Genomic DNA, 15,218 nt, shown 5'->3' on the forward strand with positions numbered 1-15,218 from the left:
TTTACCCCTTGTTTGCAGCCCGGAAGCCATTTTCCAGGTCGGCAATTAAATCTTCGCCATCTTCAATACCGGTGGAGATACGCAGCAGCGTCTCGGAGATCCCGGCGGCGGCACGCGCTTCTGGTGCCATGCCTGCATGTGTCATGGTTGCGGCGTGAGAGATTAAACTTTCCACTCCCCCTAATGATTCCGCCAGCGTAAACAACGACAGCCCGCCCAGGAAACGACGCAGCGTCTGCTCATCGCCATCCAGTTCAAAACTCAACATTGCGCCAAAGCCTTTTTGCTGGCGCGCGGCAATTTCATGCCCCTGATTTTCCGGCAGCGACGGGTGATACAGTTTTTTCACCAACGGCTGGGTTTGCAGATATTTCACAATCGCCTGCGCGTTGCGCTGGGCCAGCTCCATACGCGGCACCAGCGTTCGCAAACCGCGTAGCAGCAGATAGCTGTCAAACGCGCCGCCCGTCACGCCAATATTGTTTGCCCACCAGGCCAGTTCGGTGACAACGTCCGGATCTTTAGCAATCACCACGCCGGCCACCACGTCTGAGTGACCGTTCAGATATTTCGTGCATGAATGCAACACCAGATCGGCACCTAATGCCAGCGGATTTTGTAATGCCGGGCTTAAGAAGGTGTTATCCACCACACTCACCGCCCCGACTTCCCTTGCCAGATGGCAGATTTTCGCAATATCCACGACGCGTAACAATGGATTACTTGGGCTTTCTACCAGTACCAGTTTGGGTTTTTCTGCCAGCGCTGCCCGTAATGCCTGTTCATCGCCTTGATCAACAAACAACACGCGATAGCAACCGCGTTTCGCCAGACTGTCGAACAGGCGATAGCTACCTCCGTAGCAGTCGTGTGGCGCAACCAGCAGATCGCCAGGTTTCAAAAAGACGGTCGTTACCAGGTGAATCGCGGACATGCCGGTATTAGTAAGTACGGCACCGGCACCACCTTCCAGTTCTGCCAGCGCACGCTGAACCACATCGCGCGTTGGGTTGCCGCGCCGCGAGTAATCATGCGCGCGCGGTTCATTAAATCCGGTAAAGTTATAGGTGCTGGAAAGATGGATGGGAGGGACAACGCAACCATACTGTTCGTCGTCATTTAACCCGCTACGCACTGCGATGGTGGCCTGTTTACGCGTCATGTGATGAAGTTCCCTGGGCTTGGTCGGTGAAATGTCAGGCACCAGAGTAAACATTGTGTTAATGGACGTCAATACATCTGGACATCTAAACTTCTTTGCGTATAGATTGAGCAAATCCCAAATAGCCGTTAAAATTATATGCATTATCACGCCGACAGGTGCATTACACGATGTCACGGTAACGCCTGTACGGTAAACTATGCGGGTTTACGGTCAGTACCCACATAAATTGTGTGGTCTGGTCTCAATTTATTGACGAAGAGGATTAAGTATCTCATGGCTGAATGGAGCGGCGAATATATCAGCCCATACGCTGAGCACGGCAAGAAGAGTGAACAAGTCAAAAAGATTACGGTTTCCATTCCTCTTAAGGTGTTAAAAATCCTCACCGATGAACGCACGCGTCGTCAGGTGAACAACCTGCGTCACGCTACCAACAGCGAGCTGCTGTGCGAAGCGTTTCTGCATGCCTTTACCGGGCAACCATTGCCGGATGATGCCGATCTGCGTAAAGAGCGCAGCGACGAAATCCCGGAAGCGGCAAAAGAGATCATGCGTGAGATGGGGATTAACCCGGAGACGTGGGAATACTAAAGCGGAAAAGAGCGGCGCGGAGTTAACCAGCCGCTTTTTTCATACAAGGACGTTTAACGATGAAAATCAGGCTACTGATCCTCAGCCTGCTGGTTTCTGTGCCTGCCTTTGCCTGGCAGCCGCAAACTGGCGACATCATCTTTCAAATCTCTCGCTCATCGCAAAGTAAAGCGATCCAACTGGCGACCCATTCCGATTACAGCCACACCGGTATGCTGGTGATGCGTAACAAAAAGCCCTACGTTTTTGAAGCGGTCGGCCCGGTGAAATACACCCCGCTCAAGCAGTGGATTGCCCATGGTGAAAAGGGCAAATACGTTGTTCGCCGCGTTGAAGGCGGACTGAGTGTTAAACAACAGCAAAAACTGGCGCAAACGGCAAAACGTTATCTCGGCAAACCGTACGATTTCAGCTTCTCGTGGAGCGACGATCGCCAGTACTGTTCGGAAGTGGTGTGGAAGGTTTACCAGAATGCGCTGGGAATGCGCGTGGGCGAACAGCAGAAGTTGAAAGAGTTCGATCTGAGTAACCCGCTGGTTCAGGCAAAGCTCAAAGAACGCTACGGCAAAAATATTCCGCTTGAGGAAACGGTGGTCTCGCCACAAGCCGTTTTCGACGCGCCACAACTCACCACGGTTGCCAAAGAGTGGCCGCTGTTTTCGTGGTAATACGACCAAAATTCAGGCACAAAAAAAGCGCCATGCGGCGCTTTTTTCGGAAATCCGGTCTTATTTGCTGCCCGGGATGTTGAAACGCTTGTTGAAGCGGTCAACACGGCCACCGGTAGCAACATCACGCTGTTTGCCAGTGAAGAACGGGTGGCACTTGCTGCACACGTCGAGGTTCAGGTCATGACCAACGGTGGAGCGGATTTTCATTACGTTACCGCAAGAGCAGCTAGCAGTAATTTCTTCGTATTTCGGGTGAATATCTTTTTTCATGGGAAAACCTCGGTTTAAGGCCGCGTCGCTCTTCCAGCCCTAACGCCAGACACCACGCGATGTTAAAAGTATAGCTTCAATACGATCATTTCGTACGAAGGCGCGAAATCATACAGAAATTAACCAGCGTATGCAAACTGATCCGCACTCTTCTACGGCAATGTGTATACTAACCCACCGAATTTCAAGTCAGGATGATGCTATGCCCGTTGCCCACGTTGCCTTGCCCGTTCCGCTTCCTCGTACCTTTGACTATCTCCTGCCAGAAGGCATGACGGTTAAAGCCGGGTGTCGCGTGCGCGTGCCGTTTGGCAAACAGCAGGAGCGCATCGGGGTTGTGGTATCAGTTAGCGATGTCAGTGAGCTGCCGCTTAACGAGCTGAAAGCGGTAGTTGAAGTGCTGGACGTTGAGCCGGTATTTACTCACTCCGTCTGGCGATTACTGCTATGGGCGGCGGATTACTATCATCATCCGATTGGCGATGTGCTGTTTCATGCCTTGCCGATTTTACTACGCCAAGGGCGGCCTGCGGCGAACGCGCCGATGTGGTACTGGTTTGCCACTGAACAAGGCCAGGCGGTGGATCTGAACAGCCTGAAACGCTCGCCAAAGCAACAACAGGCGCTGGCAGCGTTACGGCAAGGCAAAATCTGGCGCGACCAGGTTGCAACGCTCGAATTTAATGATGCCGCGTTGCAGGCACTGCGCAAAAAAGGTCTGTGTGATTTAGCAAGTGAAACACCAGAGTTTAGCGACTGGCGCACGAACTATGCCGTTTCTGGTGAGCGGTTGCGGTTGAATACCGAACAGGCCACCGCCGTTGGCGCAATTCATAGCGCGGCAGATACTTTTTCTGCCTGGCTGCTGGCGGGCGTTACCGGTTCCGGTAAAACGGAGGTTTATCTCAGTGTACTGGAAAATGTGCTCGCTCAGGGCAAACAGGCGCTGGTGATGGTGCCGGAAATCGGCCTGACACCGCAAACTATCGCCCGTTTTCGTGAACGTTTTAATGCCCCCGTAGAAGTTCTGCATTCCGGCCTGAACGACAGCGAGCGTCTTTCGGCGTGGTTGAAAGCGAAAAATGGTGAGGCGGCGATTGTGATCGGCACCCGCTCCGCGCTGTTTACGCCGTTTAAAAATCTCGGTGTGATTGTCATTGATGAAGAGCACGACAGTTCCTACAAGCAGCAGGAAGGCTGGCGCTATCATGCCCGCGACCTGGCGGTTTATCGTGCGCACAGCGAGCAAATCCCGATTATTCTTGGCTCCGCAACACCCGCACTGGAAACGTTATGCAACGTCCAGCAGAAAAAATACCGCCTGCTGCGCCTGACGCGTCGGGCGGGGAATGCGCGTCCGGCAATTCAACACGTGCTGGATTTAAAAGGTCAGAAGGTGCAGGCGGGGCTGGCTCCGGCGTTAATCACCCGTATGCGCCAGCATTTACAGGCCGACAACCAGGTTATCCTCTTTCTTAACCGCCGTGGCTTTGCGCCTGCCTTGCTGTGCCACGACTGCGGCTGGATTGCCGAATGTCCACGTTGCGATCACTACTACACGCTGCATCAGGCGCAACAGCATTTGCGCTGCCACCATTGCGACAGTCAGCGTCCGGTGCCGCGCCAGTGCCCTTCCTGCGGTTCCACGCACCTGGTACCCGTGGGGCTGGGCACCGAACAGCTTGAACAGACGCTTGCGCCGCTGTTCCCTGGTGTGCCCATTTCTCGTATCGACCGCGATACCACCAGCCGCAAAGGAGCGCTGGAACAACAACTGGCGGAAGTGCATCGCGGCGGCGCGAGGATCTTGATCGGCACGCAAATGCTGGCGAAAGGTCACCACTTTCCGGATGTGACGCTGGTGGCGTTACTGGATGTGGACGGTGCGCTGTTTTCTGCCGATTTTCGCTCGGCAGAGCGTTTTGCCCAGCTTTACACCCAGGTCGCCGGTCGTGCCGGGCGTGCGGGTAAACAGGGCGAAGTGGTGCTGCAAACGCACCATCCGGAACATCCTCTGTTGCAAACGTTGCTCTATAAAGGCTACGACGCCTTTGCCGAACAGGCGCTGGCTGAGCGACGGATGATGCAGCTGCCGCCGTGGACCAGCCATGTGATTGTGCGTGCGGAAGATCATAACAATCAGCATGCGCCGCTGTTCCTGCAACAACTGCGTAATCTGATCCTCTCCAGTCCGCTGGCAGACGACAAACTGTGGGTTCTCGGTCCGGTTCCGGCACTGGCCCCTAAGCGTGGTGGTCGCTGGCGCTGGCAAATTTTGTTGCAGCACCCTTCCCGCGTGCGATTACAGCACATCATCAATGGTACGCTGGCGCTTATTAATACAATACCGGATTCCCGTAAGGTGAAATGGGTGCTGGATGTCGATCCCATCGAGGGCTAATGCGCAAACGATGCGAGGCGGATCGAAAAATTCAATATTCATCACACTTTTCATGAAAATTCTGTAACCGTTTTCACGCGCTATCTGCTAAAAATGTTGCCGATGTGAAGTAAACATGGATGTAGTACGCCTGACGTGCCAGGCGAGGAGTGAGTGTGAAAGCGAAGAAGCAGGAAACTGCCGCGACCATGAAAGACGTTGCCCTCAAGGCAAAAGTCTCTACAGCGACTGTCTCCCGAGCATTAATGAATCCCGATAAAGTCTCCCAGGCCACCCGTAATCGGGTTGAAAAAGCGGCCCGGGAAGTGGGTTATTTACCGCAGCCTATGGGGCGCAACGTCAAGCGTAATGAATCCCGCACCATTCTGGTGATTGTCCCGGATATCTGCGATCCCTTCTTTAGCGAAATTATTCGCGGTATCGAAGTTACGGCGGCAAATCACGGATATCTGGTGCTGATTGGCGACTGTGCGCATCAAAATCAGCAGGAAAAAACCTTTATCGATTTGATCATCACCAAGCAAATTGATGGCATGTTGTTGCTGGGTTCAAGGCTGCCGTTTGATGCCAGCATTGAGGAACAGCGTAATCTGCCGCCGATGGTGATGGCGAACGAATTTGCACCGGAACTGGAGCTGCCTACCGTTCATATCGACAATCTGACCGCCGCATTTGATGCAGTAAATTATTTATATGAGCAAGGGCATAAACGGATTGGCTGTATAGCCGGTCCCGAAGAGATGCCGCTGTGTCACTACCGCCTGCAAGGCTACGTTCAGGCGCTGCGTCGCTGCGGCATTATGGTTGATCCGCAATACATCGCCCGTGGCGACTTCACCTTCGAAGCCGGAAGCAAAGCAATGCAACAGCTGCTTGATCTTCCACAACCGCCTACTGCTGTCTTCTGCCATAGCGATGTGATGGCGCTCGGCGCACTTTCGCAGGCAAAACGCCAGGGGCTGAAAGTACCGGAAGACCTTTCCATAATCGGTTTTGATAACATCGACCTGACGCAATTTTGTGATCCGCCGCTGACAACCATCGCGCAGCCGCGTTACGAAATCGGTCGGGAAGCTATGCTGTTATTGCTTGATCAAATGCAGGGGCAACACGTTGGCAGTGGCTCTCGTTTAATGGACTGCGAACTTATCATCCGGGGATCAACACGCGCGTTACCTTAAAGTAAACCTTTAAGACTGCCGTGACTGGTCAAAGGCCCGCCGCTTAAGTAACATGGCGGGCTGACGAACGAATAAATACAGCGAAACGATAGTGGCACAACGAGATTATGTACGCCGCAGCCAACCGGCACCTTCGCGGCGAAAAAAGAGCACCTCACGGAAAAAGCAACGAAATCTGCCTGCGGTTTCTCCCGCTATGGTCGCTATTGCTGCCGCCGTTCTTGTGACCTTTATCGGTGGTCTGTACTTCATTACGCATCACAAGAAAGAAGAGTCCGAGACGCTGCAAAGCCAGAAAGTGACCGGAAACGGACTACCACCAAAACCAGAAGAACGCTGGCGCTACATCAAAGAGCTGGAAAGTCGCCAGCCGGGTGTGCGTGCGCCTACAGAACCTTCTGCCGGTGGTGAAGTGAAAACGCCGGAGCAACTAACACCAGAGCAACGCCAGCTCCTTGAGCAAATGCAGGCTGATATGCGCCAGCAGCCAACGCAGCTGGTTGAAGTTCCGTGGAATGAGCAGACGCCGGAACAGCGTCAGCAAACGCTACAGCGCCAGCGTCAGGCGCAGCAATTAGCGGAGCAGCAACGCCTGGCTCAGCAGTCGCGTACGACTGAACAAAGCTGGCAGCAGCAGACGCGTACGTCGCAAGCCGCACCGGTACAGGCGCAACCGCGCCAGTCTAAACCGGCTTCTACTCAGCAGCCGTACCAGGATCTGCTGCAAACTCCTGCGCACACGACCGCGCAGTCGAAGCCGCAGCAAGCTGCGCCGGTTGCTCGTGCCGCTGACGCGCCAAAACCGACGGCGGAGAAAAAAGACGAACGCCGCTGGATGGTGCAGTGCGGTTCGTTCAGAGGCGCGGAACAGGCAGAGACGGTACGTGCTCAGCTGGCGTTTGAAGGCTTTGACTCGAAGATCACCACCAACAATGGCTGGAATCGTGTGGTCATTGGCCCGGTGAAAGGCAAAGAGAACGCAGACAGCACCCTCAATCGCTTGAAGATGGCGGGTCATACAAACTGCATTCGGCTCGCCGCCGGGGGTTGAAACCCTCAAAATCCCCCCCATCTATAATTGCATTATGCCCCGTACTTTTGTACGGGGTTTGTACTCTGTATTCGTAACCAAGGGGTCAGCTCGTGACAACTATAGTAAGCGTACGCCGTAACGACCATGTGGTCATCGCTGGTGATGGTCAGGCCACGTTGGGCAATACCGTAATGAAAGGCAACGTGAAAAAGGTCCGCCGTCTGTACAACGACAAAGTCATCGCGGGCTTTGCGGGCGGTACTGCGGATGCTTTTACGCTGTTCGAACTGTTTGAACGTAAACTGGAAATGCATCAGGGCCATCTGGTCAAAGCCGCCGTTGAGCTGGCGAAAGACTGGCGTACCGATCGCATGCTGCGCAAACTTGAAGCACTGCTGGCAGTCGCGGATGAAACTGCATCGCTTATCATCACCGGTAACGGTGACGTGGTGCAGCCAGAAAACGATCTTATTGCTATCGGCTCCGGCGGCCCTTACGCCCAGGCTGCGGCGCGCGCGCTGTTAGAAAACACTGAACTTAGCGCCCGTGAAATTGCTGAAAAGGCGTTGGATATTGCAGGCGACATTTGCATCTATACCAACCATTTCCACACCATCGAAGAATTAAGCTACAAAGCGTAAGGATCTCCCATGTCTGAAATGACCCCACGCGAAATCGTCAGCGAACTGGATAAGCACATCATCGGCCAGGACAACGCCAAGCGTTCCGTGGCGATTGCTCTGCGTAACCGCTGGCGTCGCATGCAGCTCAACGAAGAGCTGCGCCATGAAGTGACCCCGAAAAATATCCTGATGATCGGCCCGACCGGTGTCGGTAAAACTGAAATCGCCCGTCGTCTGGCTAAGCTGGCGAATGCGCCGTTCATCAAAGTTGAAGCGACCAAATTCACCGAAGTGGGCTATGTCGGTAAGGAAGTGGATTCTATTATTCGCGATCTGACCGATGCCGCCGTGAAAATGGTACGCGTCCAGGCTATCGAGAAAAACCGTTATCGCGCTGAAGAACTGGCAGAAGAACGTATTCTCGACGTGCTGATCCCACCTGCTAAAAACAACTGGGGACAGACCGAACAGCAGCAGGAACCGTCCGCTGCTCGTCAGGCATTCCGCAAGAAACTGCGTGAAGGCCAGCTTGATGACAAAGAAATCGAGATCGATCTTGCCGCAGCACCGATGGGCGTTGAAATTATGGCTCCTCCGGGCATGGAAGAGATGACCAGCCAGCTGCAGTCCATGTTCCAGAACCTGGGCGGCCAGAAGCAAAAAGCACGTAAGCTGAAAATCAAAGACGCCATGAAGCTGCTGATTGAAGAAGAAGCGGCGAAACTGGTGAATCCGGAAGAGCTGAAGCAAGACGCTATCGACGCTGTTGAGCAGCACGGGATCGTGTTTATCGACGAAATCGACAAAATCTGTAAGCGCGGCGAGTCTTCCGGTCCGGATGTTTCTCGTGAAGGTGTTCAGCGTGACCTGCTGCCGCTGGTAGAAGGTTGCACCGTTTCCACCAAACACGGGATGGTCAAAACTGACCACATTCTGTTTATCGCTTCTGGCGCGTTCCAGATTGCGAAACCGTCTGACCTGATCCCGGAACTGCAAGGTCGTCTGCCAATCCGCGTTGAGCTGCAGGCACTGACCACCAGCGACTTCGAGCGTATTCTGACCGAGCCGAATGCCTCTATTACCGTGCAGTACAAAGCACTGATGGCGACTGAAGGCGTAAATATCGAGTTTACCGACTCCGGTATTAAGCGCATCGCGGAAGCGGCATGGCAGGTGAACGAATCTACCGAAAACATCGGTGCTCGTCGTTTACATACCGTTCTGGAGCGTTTAATGGAAGAGATTTCCTACGACGCCAGCGATTTAAGCGGTCAAACCATCACTATTGACGCAGATTATGTGAGCAAACATCTGGATGCGTTGGTGGCAGATGAAGATCTGAGCCGTTTTATCCTATAATCGCGTTCAATCATTTTCATCATTGTTTGATGGGGCTGAAAGGCCCCATTTTTATTGGCGCGTATTATGACTGAACAACAAATTAGCCGAACTCAGGCGTGGCTGGAAAGTTTACGACCTAAAACCCTCCCCCTCGCCTTTGCTGCAATTATCGTCGGGACGGCGCTGGCATGGTGGCAAGGTCACTTCGATCCGCTGGTCGCCCTGCTGGCACTGATTACCGCCGGGCTATTACAGATCCTTTCTAACCTCGCCAATGATTACGGCGATGCGGTAAAAGGCAGCGATAAACCTGACCGTATCGGACCGCTACGCGGCATGCAAAAAGGGGTCATTACCCAGCAAGAGATGAAACGGGCGCTCATTATTACCGTCGTGCTCATCTGTCTCTCCGGGCTGGCACTGGTTGCAGTGGCGTGCCATACGTTGGCCGATTTTGTCGGTTTCCTGATTCTTGGTGGGTTGTCGATCATTGCCGCTATCACCTACACCGTGGGCAATCGTCCTTATGGTTATATCGGTCTGGGTGATATTTCCGTACTGGTTTTCTTTGGCTGGTTGAGCGTCATGGGCAGCTGGTATTTACAGGCTCATACATTGATTCCGGCGCTGATCCTTCCGGCGACCGCATGCGGCCTGCTGGCAACGGCAGTACTGAACATTAATAACCTGCGTGATATCAATAGCGACCGCGAAAATGGCAAAAACACGCTGGTGGTGCGCTTAGGTGAAGTGAACGCGCGTCGTTATCATGCCTGCCTGCTGATGGGCTCTCTGGTGTGCCTGGCGCTGTTTAATCTCTTTTCGCTGCATAGCCTGTGGGGCTGGCTGTTTCTGCTGGCGGCACCGTTGCTGGTGAAGCAAGCCCGTTATGTGATGCGGGAAATGGACCCGGTGGCGATGCGACCGATGCTGGAACGCACTGTCAAGGGAGCGTTACTGACTAACCTGCTGTTTGTTTTAGGGATATTCCTAAGCCAGTGGGCAGCATAACTGACAAATATCAATTAACAATTGATGATTTTGCCAACAGCCCACATAGCGCGATATACTGAAAATTCTCGCAGCAACTGAATGTTAAGCCTATGAAATACGATACTTCCGAGCTTTGTGACATCTATCAAGAAGATGTTAACGTCGTGGAACCGCTGTTCTCCAACTTTGGCGGACGGGCGTCGTTTGGCGGACAAATAATCACGGTAAAATGTTTCGAGGACAACGGGTTGCTGTACGATCTGCTCGAACAGAATGGCCGTGGTCGTGTTCTTGTCGTCGATGGCGGTGGTTCTGTTCGTCGCGCACTGGTCGATGCTGAACTGGCGCGTCTGGCAGTACAAAATGAATGGGAAGGTCTGGTCATTTACGGCGCGGTGCGTCAGGTAGATGACCTGGAAGAGTTGGATATCGGCATCCAGGCGATGGCGGCAATTCCGGTTGGTGCCGCTGGCGAAGGCATTGGCGAAAGCGATGTCCGCGTCAATTTTGGCGGTGTCACCTTCTTCTCCGGCGACCATCTTTATGCCGACAATACCGGGATTATTCTTTCTGAAGATCCGTTGGATATTGAATGATAGAAAAGGCACCGCAAGGTGCCTTTTTTCTGCGTTACCTGTTGGCCTACACAGTAAAGAAATTACGCGGAAGATGAAGCGTAATCAGACCTCTTCCATGCGACCCAGCAGGGCCTGCAGACGTTCCTGCCAGCCGTTCTGCTGTTCTTTCAGATGGTTGTTCTCACGCTCCAGCTCTTCGCGCTGATGCTGGGCATTTTGAACTTCCTGCGACAGTGAGTTGTTTTTTTCTTTCAGCTCTTCGATTTCCATCTGCAACAGAGTGATGGTATCAATCGCCTGCTGTACTTTTGCTTCCAGTTTCTCAAACACTTCTAATGACATTGTCATACCTCTCCTGAATTGCAAGGCGTTGATGGATAAAAATCCTCGTCCCGATTACCGGTGACGCCTTAATAAATACGAGCGCACTTTAGTTAGCTCCGATTGTATGAAGCCGCGCCATCGCTGTCCAGCGGCACGCCTTGCAGATTAAGGTTTGCCACACTTTTCATCCTTCTCCTGGTGACATAATCCACATCAATCGAAAATGTTAATAAATTTGTTGCGCGAATGATCTAACAAACATGCATCATGTACAATCAGATGGAATAAATGGCGCGATAACGCTCATTTTATGACGAAGCACACACATTTTAAGTTCGATATTTCTCGTTTTTGCTCGTTAACGATAAGTTTACAGCATGCCTACAAGCATCGTGGAGGTCCGTGACTTTCACGCATACAACAAACATTAACTCTTCAGGATCCGATTATGAGTCAAACATCAACCTTGAAAGGCCAGTGCATTGCTGAATTCCTCGGTACCGGGTTGTTGATTTTTTTCGGGGTGGGTTGCGTTGCAGCACTAAAAGTCGCTGGTGCGTCTTTTGGTCAGTGGGAAATCAGTGTCATTTGGGGACTGGGGGTGGCAATGGCCATCTACCTGACCGCAGGGGTTTCCGGCGCGCATCTTAACCCCGCTGTTACCATTGCATTGTGGCTGTTTGCCTGTTTCGACAAGCGCAAAGTTATTCCTTTTATCGTTTCACAAGTTGCCGGCGCTTTCTGCGCTGCGGCTTTAGTTTACGGGCTTTACTACAATTTATTTTTCGACTTCGAACAGACTCATCACATTGTTCGCGGCAGCGTTGAAAGTGTTGATCTGGCTGGCACTTTCTCTACTTACCCGAATCCTCATATCAATTTTGTGCAGGCTTTCGCAGTTGAGATGGTGATTACCGCTATTCTGATGGGGCTGATCCTGGCGTTAACGGACGATGGCAACGGTGTACCACGCGGCCCTTTGGCTCCCTTGCTGATTGGTCTACTGATTGCGGTCATTGGCGCATCTATGGGCCCATTGACGGGTTTTGCCATGAACCCAGCGCGTGACTTCGGTCCGAAAGTCTTTGCCTGGCTGGCGGGCTGGGGCAATGTCGCCTTTACCGGCGGCAGAGATATTCCTTACTTCCTGGTGCCGCTTTTTGGCCCTATCGTTGGCGCGATTGTAGGTGCATTTGCCTACCGCAAACTGATTGGTCGCCATTTGCCTTGCGATATCTGTGTTGTGGAAGAAAAGGAGACCACAACTCCTTCAGAACAAAAAGCTTCGCTGTAATATGACTACGGGACAATTAAACATGACTGAAAAAAAATATATCGTTGCGCTCGACCAGGGCACCACCAGCTCCCGCGCGGTCGTAATGGATCACGATGCCAATATCATTAGCGTGTCGCAGCGCGAATTTGAGCAAATCTACCCAAAACCAGGCTGGGTAGAACACGACCCAATGGAAATCTGGGCCACCCAAAGCTCCACGCTGGTAGAAGTGCTGGCGAAAGCCGATATCAGTTCCGATCAAATTGCAGCTATCGGTATTACGAACCAGCGTGAAACCACTATTGTCTGGGAAAAAGAAACCGGCAAGCCTATCTATAACGCCATTGTCTGGCAGTGCCGTCGTACCGCAGAAATCTGCGAGCATTTAAAACGTGACGGTTTAGAAGATTATATCCGCAGCAATACCGGTCTGGTGATTGACCCGTACTTCTCTGGCACCAAAGTGAAGTGGATCCTCGACCATGTGGAAGGCTCTCGCGAGCGTGCGCGTCGTGGTGAATTGCTGTTTGGTACGGTTGATACGTGGCTTATCTGGAAAATGACTCAGGGCCGTGTCCATGTGACCGATTACACCAACGCCTCTCGTACCATGTTGTTCAACATCCATACCCTGGACTGGGACGACAAAATGCTGGAGGTGCTGGATATTCCGCGTGAGATGCTGCCAGAAGTGCGTCGTTCTTCCGAAGTATACGGTCAGACTAACATTGGCGGCAAAGGCGGCACGCGTATTCCAATCTCCGGGATCGCCGGTGACCAGCAGGCGGCGCTGTTTGGTCAGTTGTGCGTGAAAGAAGGGATGGCGAAAAATACCTACGGCACTGGCTGCTTTATGCTGATGAACACTGGCGAGAAAGCGGTGAAATCAGAAAACGGCCTGCTGACCACCATCGCCTGCGGCCCGACTGGCGAAGTGAACTATGCGCTGGAAGGTGCGGTGTTTATGGCGGGCGCATCCATTCAGTGGCTGCGCGATGAGATGAAGTTGATTAACGACGCGTACGATTCCGAATATTTCGCCACCAAAGTGCAAAACACCAATGGTGTATATGTGGTTCCGGCATTTACCGGGCTGGGTGCGCCATACTGGGATCCGTATGCGCGCGGGGCGATTTTCGGCTTAACGCGTGGAGTGAACGCTAACCACATTATCCGCGCGACGCTGGAGTCTATTGCTTATCAGACGCGTGACGTACTGGAAGCAATGCAGGCCGACTCCGGTATTCGTCTGCACGCGCTGCGCGTGGATGGCGGCGCAGTAGCGAACAATTTCCTGATGCAGTTCCAGTCCGATATTCTCGGTACGCGCGTTGAGCGCCCGGAAGTGCGCGAAGTCACCGCATTGGGTGCGGCCTATCTTGCTGGTCTGGCGGTTGGCTTCTGGCAGAACCTCGACGAGCTGCAAGAGAAAGCGGTGATTGAGCGCGAGTTCCGTCCAGGCATCGAAACCACTGAGCGTAATTACCGTTACGCAGGCTGGAAAAAAGCGGTCAAACGCGCGATGGCGTGGGAAGAACACGACGAGTAATGTAAATGCCGGATGAAGCGTTTATGCCGCATCCGGTAGTCCTGAATCGTGCGGGGGCAACCCCGCACACATCAATAATCCCGCCCTTCCCCTGTGCTACACTTCGCGCCATTCCTTACTGCTTAGAGTTTGCTATGAGACGAGAACTTGCCATCGAATTTTCCCGCGTCACCGAATCTGCGGCGCTGGCTGGCTACAAATGGTTAGGACGCGGCGATAAAAACACCGCGGACGGCGCGGCGGTAAACGCCATGCGTATTATGCTCAACCAGGTCAACATTGACGGCACCATCGTCATTGGTGAAGGTGAAATCGACGAAGCACCGATGCTCTACATTGGTGAAAAAGTCGGTACTGGTCGCGGCGACGCGGTAGATATTGCTGTTGATCCGATTGAAGGCACGCGCATGACGGCGATGGGCCAGGCTAACGCGCTGGCGGTGCTGGCAGTAGGCGATAAAGGCTGTTTCCTCAACGCGCCAGATATGTATATGGAGAAGCTGATCGTCGGACCGGGAGCCAAAGGCACCATTGATCTGAACCTGCCGCTGGCGGATAACCTGCGCAATGTAGCGGCGGCGCTCGGCAAACCGTTGAGCGAACTGACGGTAACGATTCTGGCTAAACCACGCCACGATGCCGTTATCGCTGAAATGCAGCAACTCGGCGTACGCGTATTTGCTATTCCGGATGGCGACGTTGCGGCCTCAATTCTCACCTGTATGCCAGACAGCGAAGTTGACGTGCTGTACGGTATTGGTGGCGCGCCGGAAGGCGTGGTTTCTGCGGCGGTGATCCGCGCATTAGATGGTGACATGAACGGTCGTCTGCTGGCGCGTCATGACGTCAAAGGCGACAACGAAGAGAATCGTCGCATTGGCGAGCAGGAGCTGGCACGCTGCAAAGCAATGGGCATCGAAGCCGGTAAAGTATTACGTCTGGGCGATATGGCACGCAGCGATAACGTCATCTTTTCTGCCACCGGTATTACCAAAGGCGATCTGCTGGAAGGCATTAGCCGCAAAGGCAATATCGCGACTACCGAAACGCTGCTGATCCGCGGCAAGTCACGCACTATTCGCCGCATTCAGTCCATCCACTATCTGGATCGCAAAGACCCGGAAATGCAGGTGCACATTCTCTGAGTGATTTGATCGATTGAGCCTTCCAGTCCTTCGGGACTGGAATTTTTTTGTTCGGAGAACGAAGATAAGGCAAGTCA

General features: G+C 53.1%; 15 protein-coding genes. 12 read left to right on the top strand and 3 right to left on the bottom strand.

The window, feature by feature from the left end:
• Position 1: 1 nt before the first annotated feature.
• On the bottom strand, positions 2-1,162 hold the full coding sequence (gene metB / locus ACJHXB_RS19410) for a cystathionine gamma-synthase (RefSeq protein WP_001295694.1): 1,161 nt from the start codon (positions 1,160-1,162) through the stop codon (positions 2-4).
• A 276-nt stretch (positions 1,163-1,438) separates the two neighbouring features.
• Here metB and metJ point away from each other — a divergent pair, with 276 nt between their 5' ends.
• Both metJ and ACJHXB_RS19420 read left to right on the top strand, forming a co-directional pair.
• The gene (metJ, locus tag ACJHXB_RS19415; RefSeq protein WP_000852812.1) at positions 1,439-1,756 is read left to right on the top strand and encodes a met regulon transcriptional regulator MetJ; all 318 of its coding nucleotides are present in this window, start codon (positions 1,439-1,441) and stop codon (positions 1,754-1,756) included.
• A gap of 59 nt (positions 1,757-1,815) precedes the next feature.
• Positions 1,816-2,424 carry a YiiX family permuted papain-like enzyme gene (locus tag ACJHXB_RS19420; protein ID WP_000702310.1) on the top strand — a complete coding sequence of 203 codons (609 nt, stop codon included), beginning with the start codon at positions 1,816-1,818 and terminating at the stop codon, positions 2,422-2,424.
• 60 nt (positions 2,425-2,484) lie between these two features.
• Here the strand turns inward: ACJHXB_RS19420 and rpmE are convergent, their stop codons facing one another.
• Positions 2,485-2,697, bottom strand: coding sequence for a 50S ribosomal protein L31 (gene rpmE, locus ACJHXB_RS19425; RefSeq protein WP_000710769.1), 213 nt, complete (start codon positions 2,695-2,697; stop codon positions 2,485-2,487).
• Between the two features lie 202 nt (positions 2,698-2,899).
• Between rpmE and priA the strand changes: the two genes are divergently transcribed.
• The 7 genes from priA (at position 2,900) to rraA (ending at position 10,865) form a co-directional block, all read left to right on the top strand.
• Entirely contained in the window at positions 2,900-5,098 is a 2,199-nt protein-coding gene (gene priA, locus ACJHXB_RS19430; protein WP_001469197.1) for a primosomal protein N', read from the top strand.
• A 155-nt stretch (positions 5,099-5,253) separates the two neighbouring features.
• The gene (gene cytR, locus ACJHXB_RS19435; protein ID WP_000644904.1) at positions 5,254-6,279 is read left to right on the top strand and encodes a DNA-binding transcriptional regulator CytR; all 1,026 of its coding nucleotides are present in this window, start codon (positions 5,254-5,256) and stop codon (positions 6,277-6,279) included.
• Between the two features lie 91 nt (positions 6,280-6,370).
• Positions 6,371-7,330 carry a cell division protein FtsN gene (ftsN, locus tag ACJHXB_RS19440; RefSeq protein WP_000068834.1) on the top strand — a complete coding sequence of 320 codons (960 nt, stop codon included), beginning with the start codon at positions 6,371-6,373 and terminating at the stop codon, positions 7,328-7,330.
• 92 nt (positions 7,331-7,422) lie between these two features.
• Positions 7,423-7,953, top strand: a complete 531-nt coding sequence (gene hslV / locus ACJHXB_RS19445) for an ATP-dependent protease subunit HslV (protein ID WP_135125143.1) — start codon at positions 7,423-7,425, stop codon at positions 7,951-7,953.
• A 9-nt stretch (positions 7,954-7,962) separates the two neighbouring features.
• Positions 7,963-9,294, top strand: coding sequence for an HslU--HslV peptidase ATPase subunit (gene hslU / locus ACJHXB_RS19450; protein WP_001293344.1), 1,332 nt, complete (start codon positions 7,963-7,965; stop codon positions 9,292-9,294).
• Positions 9,295-9,360: 66 nt separating this feature from the next.
• On the top strand, positions 9,361-10,287 hold the full coding sequence (gene menA / locus ACJHXB_RS19455; protein WP_000139496.1) for a 1,4-dihydroxy-2-naphthoate polyprenyltransferase: 927 nt from the start codon (positions 9,361-9,363) through the stop codon (positions 10,285-10,287).
• Positions 10,288-10,379: 92 nt separating this feature from the next.
• Entirely contained in the window at positions 10,380-10,865 is a 486-nt protein-coding gene (gene rraA, locus ACJHXB_RS19460; protein ID WP_000872908.1) for a ribonuclease E activity regulator RraA, read from the top strand.
• Positions 10,866-10,949: 84 nt separating this feature from the next.
• Here the strand turns inward: rraA and zapB are convergent, their stop codons facing one another.
• Complete coding sequence (zapB, locus tag ACJHXB_RS19465; RefSeq protein ID WP_001296623.1) at positions 10,950-11,195, bottom strand: septal ring assembly protein ZapB; 246 nt, start codon at positions 11,193-11,195, stop codon at positions 10,950-10,952.
• 424 nt (positions 11,196-11,619) lie between these two features.
• On the opposite strand from zapB, the gene glpF reads away from it, so the two are divergent.
• The 3 genes from glpF to glpX all read left to right on the top strand — a co-directional run bounded on the left by glpF (position 11,620) and on the right by glpX (position 15,141).
• Positions 11,620-12,465 carry a glycerol uptake facilitator protein GlpF gene (gene glpF / locus ACJHXB_RS19470; protein WP_000084268.1) on the top strand — a complete coding sequence of 282 codons (846 nt, stop codon included), beginning with the start codon at positions 11,620-11,622 and terminating at the stop codon, positions 12,463-12,465.
• Between the two features lie 22 nt (positions 12,466-12,487).
• On the top strand, positions 12,488-13,996 hold the full coding sequence (gene glpK / locus ACJHXB_RS19475; RefSeq protein WP_000136788.1) for a glycerol kinase GlpK: 1,509 nt from the start codon (positions 12,488-12,490) through the stop codon (positions 13,994-13,996).
• 134 nt (positions 13,997-14,130) lie between these two features.
• Positions 14,131-15,141, top strand: a complete 1,011-nt coding sequence (gene glpX / locus ACJHXB_RS19480; protein ID WP_001250644.1) for a class II fructose-bisphosphatase — start codon at positions 14,131-14,133, stop codon at positions 15,139-15,141.
• The last annotated feature ends 77 nt before the right edge of the window (positions 15,142-15,218 follow it).

It is taken from the genome of Escherichia sp. WS3227_2 (assembly GCF_046486495.1).
In the GTDB taxonomy this organism is placed as follows: Bacteria; Pseudomonadota; Gammaproteobacteria; order Enterobacterales; family Enterobacteriaceae; genus Escherichia; species Escherichia coli.